4 protein-coding genes are annotated in these 5,183 nt (G+C 70.0%); 1 reads left to right on the top strand and 3 read right to left on the bottom strand.

The features are described from left to right. Window positions 1–37: 37 nt before the first annotated feature. The 3 genes from ACFVZW_RS33565 to ACFVZW_RS33555 all read right to left on the bottom strand — a co-directional run bounded on the left by ACFVZW_RS33565 (window position 38) and on the right by ACFVZW_RS33555 (window position 1,876). A complete protein-coding gene (locus ACFVZW_RS33565) occupies window positions 38–433 on the bottom strand; it encodes a VOC family protein (protein WP_384529528.1) in 396 nt (131 codons plus the stop codon). 113 nt (window positions 434–546) lie between these two features. Continuing rightward, window positions 547–1,377: an ammonia-dependent NAD(+) synthetase gene (nadE, locus tag ACFVZW_RS33560; protein ID WP_384529525.1), complete on the bottom strand. Its 831-nt coding sequence runs from the start codon at window positions 1,375–1,377 to the stop codon at window positions 547–549. 169 nt (window positions 1,378–1,546) lie between these two features. Continuing rightward, window positions 1,547–1,876 (bottom strand): hypothetical protein, encoded by a 330-nt coding sequence (locus tag ACFVZW_RS33555; RefSeq protein WP_384529523.1) that lies wholly within the window; start codon window positions 1,874–1,876, stop codon window positions 1,547–1,549. Window positions 1,877–2,144: 268 nt separating this feature from the next. On the opposite strand from ACFVZW_RS33555, the gene ACFVZW_RS33550 reads away from it, so the two are divergent. Then, window positions 2,145–5,132: a carbohydrate binding domain-containing protein gene (locus ACFVZW_RS33550; protein ID WP_384529520.1), complete on the top strand. Its 2,988-nt coding sequence runs from the start codon at window positions 2,145–2,147 to the stop codon at window positions 5,130–5,132. Window positions 5,133–5,183: the final 51 nt, after the last annotated feature.

Below are 5,183 nucleotides of genomic sequence, written 5' to 3'. Positions count from 1 at the left end.
GACCCTCGCTCGGGCCGGGCCGTCGCCGTACGACGCACTACTCCTGGATGACGGAGAGGACGTTGCCCGCCGGGTCGGTGAACCAGGCGATCGCGGCCGGACCACCCTCGGGGCCCGGGCCCCTGACGACGCCCTTGGCGTCGTGGTCGAACTCCGCGTAGCGCTCCAGGCTCACGCCCCGCTTCGTCAGCTCGTCGACGGCCACCTCGATGTCGTCCACGGGGAAGTTCAGGATCGTGAAGGACGCGGGCGTGTGGCTGTCCTTGGGGTAGACGAAGACGTTCGCGCCGCTCCCCAGCTTGATGGTCAGCATCCGCATGTCGCCCTGCCCGCTCTCCTCGACCGGGAGGCCGAGGGTCTCGCCGTAGAACTGGCGGGCCTTGCCGAGATCGTCGACCGAGAAGCCGCTGAACGCCTTCGTCTGTCCGAACATGCCGTTGTCTCCTTCGTGTGGACCCCCTGGGGATTCCGAGGGCACACCAAGCGGACCACCTTCCGGACGCCCGCCACGCGGGCTCACGTCCGGATGGTGGTCGCACGTCACCCTCAGGGAGCGATCGGGAGCCGGCGCTTGTGGTCGGTGAGCTCGTAGCGGCGGACGATGGCGGCGAAGGCGGCCTCCGCGACCGGCTTGCCCTCCAGGAAGTCGTCGATGTCGTCGTACGTGACTCCGAGCGCGTCCTCGTCGGGCTTGCCCGGGTCGAGGGTCTCCAGGTCGGCCGTGGGCGTCTTCCACACCAGCTCGGAGGGGGCACCGAGCGCCTCGGCGACGGCGCGCACACGGCGCTTGGTCAGACCGGTCAGCGGGACGACGTCGGCCGCGCCGTCGCCGTACTTGGTGAAGAAGCCGGAGACGGCCTCCGCCGCGTGGTCGGTGCCGACGACGAGACCGTCATGGGCGCCCGCGACGGCGTACTGCGCGATCATCCGCTGACGGGCCTTGATGTTGCCCTGGACGAAGTCCTGGTGGTGGGCGTCCCGGAAGGCCACGCCACCGGCCAGGGCGGCGTCGAGGGCCGCGTCGCTCGACGGCTTGACGTCCACGGTCAGGACCCGGTCGGCGGCGATGAAGCCCAGCGCGAGCTGGGCGTCCTTCTCGTCGGCCTGGACGCCGTAGGGCAGGCGCATGGCGTAGAAGGTGGCGTCGTGTCCGGCGGCACGGGCCCGCTCGACGGCCAGCTGGCAGAGCCGGCCCGCGGTCGTCGAGTCGACACCGCCGCTGATGCCGAGCACCAGGGCGCGCAGCCCCGTGGAGGTGAGGCGCTCGGTGAGGAAGGCCACCCGGCGTTCGATCTCGGCGAGCGGGTCGAACGTCGGGGAAACCTCGAGTTCCCGGGCGATCTGCTGCTGCGTGGCGGTGGACGCCGCGTCGGTCACGGAGTGCTCCTCGGGGTGGTGCGACGGTACGGGGGCGGGCACGGATCCCGTACGACGGTCGGGCGACGGGTCACGAGCCGAGGTCGACTCTATGCGGCACGGCGGGGGCCCGGTGCGCGGGCCCGGCCCACCGGGCCGGCCGCTGCACCGCCCCGCCGCGCTCGACCCCTCAGGCGCGGCGTGCCCTTCGGGCTGCCCGGCAGTCGCGGACGAACACGCGCGCGAAGCTCACCGCCGTCCAGACCAGCAGCACGTTGACGAGCGCACCGCCGACGACGTACACCAGCGGGCCGAGCGCGGAGGCCGAGTCGGCGGGCGGTTCGCCGGAGTCGAGGGCCGCCGACGCCGCGAACAGGAGCACGACGAGCACGGCGGATCCGGGGAACGCCAGGGCGTACGGCACGACCGAGCCGTCCCCGAGGAGGCCGGCGGCGGCCACCGTTCCGAGATAGAGGACGGCGGCGCACAGGGCCCGGGTGCGAGGGCGCGGAAAGCTCATGCCCGCATTATTGAACACGTTCAAGGCCTGGGTGACCACCCCCCGTCGAGGCACCCCGAGCCCGTTCGTCACGGATCCCGTCCCGGACCCTTTACGCCCGTGTCATGCACGGGTAACTTTCGCTCCCGCAAGCGCTTGCTGCAAGTTGCCGACTGCCCTTTCAGCGAAGGGGCAGCTCTCCCGTTCCGGTCCGAGACGCTTCGGAGTGAGCGGGGTCCATCGACCGCCGCGACCTCCCCGTCGCGGCCCTGCTCCGGAGTAGTGACGTATGCGACGCACTCCCTTCCGGCGGTTCGGACGCGCCCCGGCGGCGGCCTTGGCCGCCGCCTGCCTGCTCGGGCTGCTCTCCGCCGCGCCCCCTGCCGACCCGGCCGCCGTGTCCCCGGCGCCCGCCGCGGCCGCGGAGAACACCGCGACGGTCTTCTTCTACACGAAGACCAAGAACTGGTCGGCCCACAACCTCCATTACGCGCCCGACGGCGGCGCCTGGACCACCGTCCCCGGCGTGGCGATGGAGGCGGCCTGTACGGACTGGGTGAAGAAGACCGTCGCCCTGGGCTCCGCCGAAGGACTGCAGGCCACCTTCAACAACGGCACCGGCACCTGGGACAACAACGGCGGACAGAACTACGACCTGGGCACCGGGACGATCACGGTCAAGGACGGTGTGGTCGCCCACTCCGACCCGTGCGCCGGCGACCCGGGCGGGCCCGGGCCCGGCAACCAGGCCACGGTCTACTACTCCACCGCCGCTCTCGGCTGGACCACCGCCAACCTGCACTACGCCCCCGCCGGCGGAGCCTGGACCGCTGTCCCGGGCATCGGCATGGAGGCCGTCTGCACCGGCTGGTGGAAGCGGACCGTCGACCTCGGCACGGCCACCGTCATGAGCGCCGTCTTCAACAACGGCAACGGCGTCTGGGACAACAACAACGGCGCGAACTACGCGCTGTCCGCCGGCACGACGACCGTCAAGGACAAGGTCGTCACCGGCAACGCCGCGAACCCGTGCGCCGCCGAGGTCCCCGACACCGAGGCGCCCAGCATGCCCGCCGGCGTCGAGGCGAACGCCGACGGCACCTCCATCGTGCTGACCTGGGAACCCGCCACCGACAACAAGGAGGTGACGGGCTATCAGGTGACCCGCACCGGCGGTACGGGCGGCACGACGGTCACCGACGTCGGCTCCACCGTCCTCTCCGACACGAATCTGGCGGAGAACACCGCCTACACGTATACGGTCCGTGCCCTCGACGCCGCCGGCAACTCCTCCGCCGCCTCCACGCCCGCCCGGGCGACCACCGGCACGGCGCCACCGGCCCCCGATCCGAGCCGTCCGCTCGGCACCGATCCGCGCAAGGACCCGATCTACTTCGTCCTGACCGCCCGCTTCAACGACGGCGACACCTCGAACAACCGGGGCGGCAGCCAGCACATGAAGTCGGGGAACGCGGCCAACGACGACCCCATGTTCCGGGGTGACTTCAAGGGGCTGGTGAACAAGCTCGACTACATCAAGGGGCTCGGCTTCTCGGCCGTCTGGATCACCCCCGTGGTGCTCAACCGGTCCGACTACGACTACCACGGGTACCACGGGTACGACTTCTACGAGGTCGACGCCCGCCTGGAGTCGGCCGGTGCCTCGTACCAGGACCTGATCAACGCGGCCCACGCCAAGGGCATGAAGATCTACCAGGACGTCGTCTACAACCACTCCTCCCGCTGGGGCGCCAAAGGCCTGTTCACCCCGAAGGTGTACGGCGTCCGCGACAGCCAGTGGAGCTGGCACTACGACGAGCCGAACTCCTCCTTCGAGTACGACGGGCTGACCGTGGAGCCGAAGTCCGGGAAGTCGTACTACAACGGCGATCTGTGGTCGACGGCCGAGCCGGCCGGCAACACCTGCGTCGACTGGGGCACCCCGACCCCGTACACCTCCCCCGAGGGCTACCGGATCTACAACTGCCAGTGGCCGAACCCCACGTCGGGCATGTTCCCGAAGTCGCTCTACCACAACTGCTGGATCGGCAACTGGGAGGGCGAGGACTCCCGTTCCTGCTGGCTGCACGACGACCTGGCCGACTTCGACACCGAGTCCGCGCCCGTGCAGAACTATCTGATCGGCGCCTACGACAAGTACATCGACATGGGGGTCGACGGCTTCCGCGTCGACACCGCCGTCCACATCCCGCGCACCACCTGGAACCGGCGCTTCCTGCCCGCCATCCAGGAGCGGGTCACGAAGAAGTTCGGGGCGGAGGCCGCGAGGAACTTCTTCGTCTTCGGCGAGGTCGCCGCCTTCGTCAACGACAAGTGGAACCGCGGCTCGGTCAACCACTCCGCCCAGTTCTACACCTGGAAGGAGCGCAAGGAGTACGCGCTCGACGACTCCACCGCCGCCCTGGAGATGTACGACTACGAGCAGCAGCAGGGCACGGCGAACCAGCCGACGTCGAACAACGCCTTCCTGAACGGCAACAGCTACCACGCGCCGGACCACAGCGGGTTCTCCGGGATGAACGTCATCGACATGCGGATGCACATGAACTTCGGTGACGCGCAGAACGCCTTCGGCAACGGCAAGGACTCCGACGACAGCTACAACGACGCCACCTACAACGTCGTCTACGTCGACAGCCACGACTACGGACCCAACAAGAGCAGCGAGCGCTACGCCGGCGGCACGGACGCCTGGGCGGAGAACATGTCGCTGATGTGGACCTTCCGCGGCATCCCCACGCTGTACTACGGCTCCGAGATCGAGTTCCAGAAGGGCAAGAAGATCGACTGCGGTCCCACCTGCCCACTGGCGTCCACGGGCCGCGCCTACTTCGGCGGCCATCTCGCCGGAGACGTGAGGGCCTCCGGCTTCTCCACCGTCGAGTCGGCGAGCGGAGCGGTCGCCCAGACCCTCGCCCAGCCGCTGGTCCAGCACGTCCAGAGGCTCAATCAGATCCGCCGGGCGATTCCGGCGCTCCAGATGGGCCAGTACTCCACCGAGGGCATCAGCGGCTCGATGGCGTACAAGCGCCGCTACACCAGCGGCACGACCGACAGCTTCGCGCTGGTCACGGTCACCGGCGCGGCCACCTTCACCGGCGTCCCGAACGGCACCTACACGGACGCCCTCACCGGCGACCAGCGGGCCGTCACCAACGGCACCCTGACGGTCGCGGCGCCCGGCAAGGGCAACCTCCGGGTGTACGTCCTGAACGGGCCCGGTCGAATCGGCACCGCGGGGCCGTACCTGAAGTAGCGGCCCCGGGTGGGATCGAGGTGCGGGCGGGCCGCGGCGACGGTGCGCCGC

This window comes from Streptomyces sp. NPDC059567 (genome assembly GCF_042735655.1).
Classification (GTDB): domain Bacteria; phylum Actinomycetota; class Actinomycetes; order Streptomycetales; family Streptomycetaceae; genus Streptomyces.
Note: the sequence above shows the minus strand (reverse complement) of the source record. Positions and strands in the feature narration are given on the sequence as shown.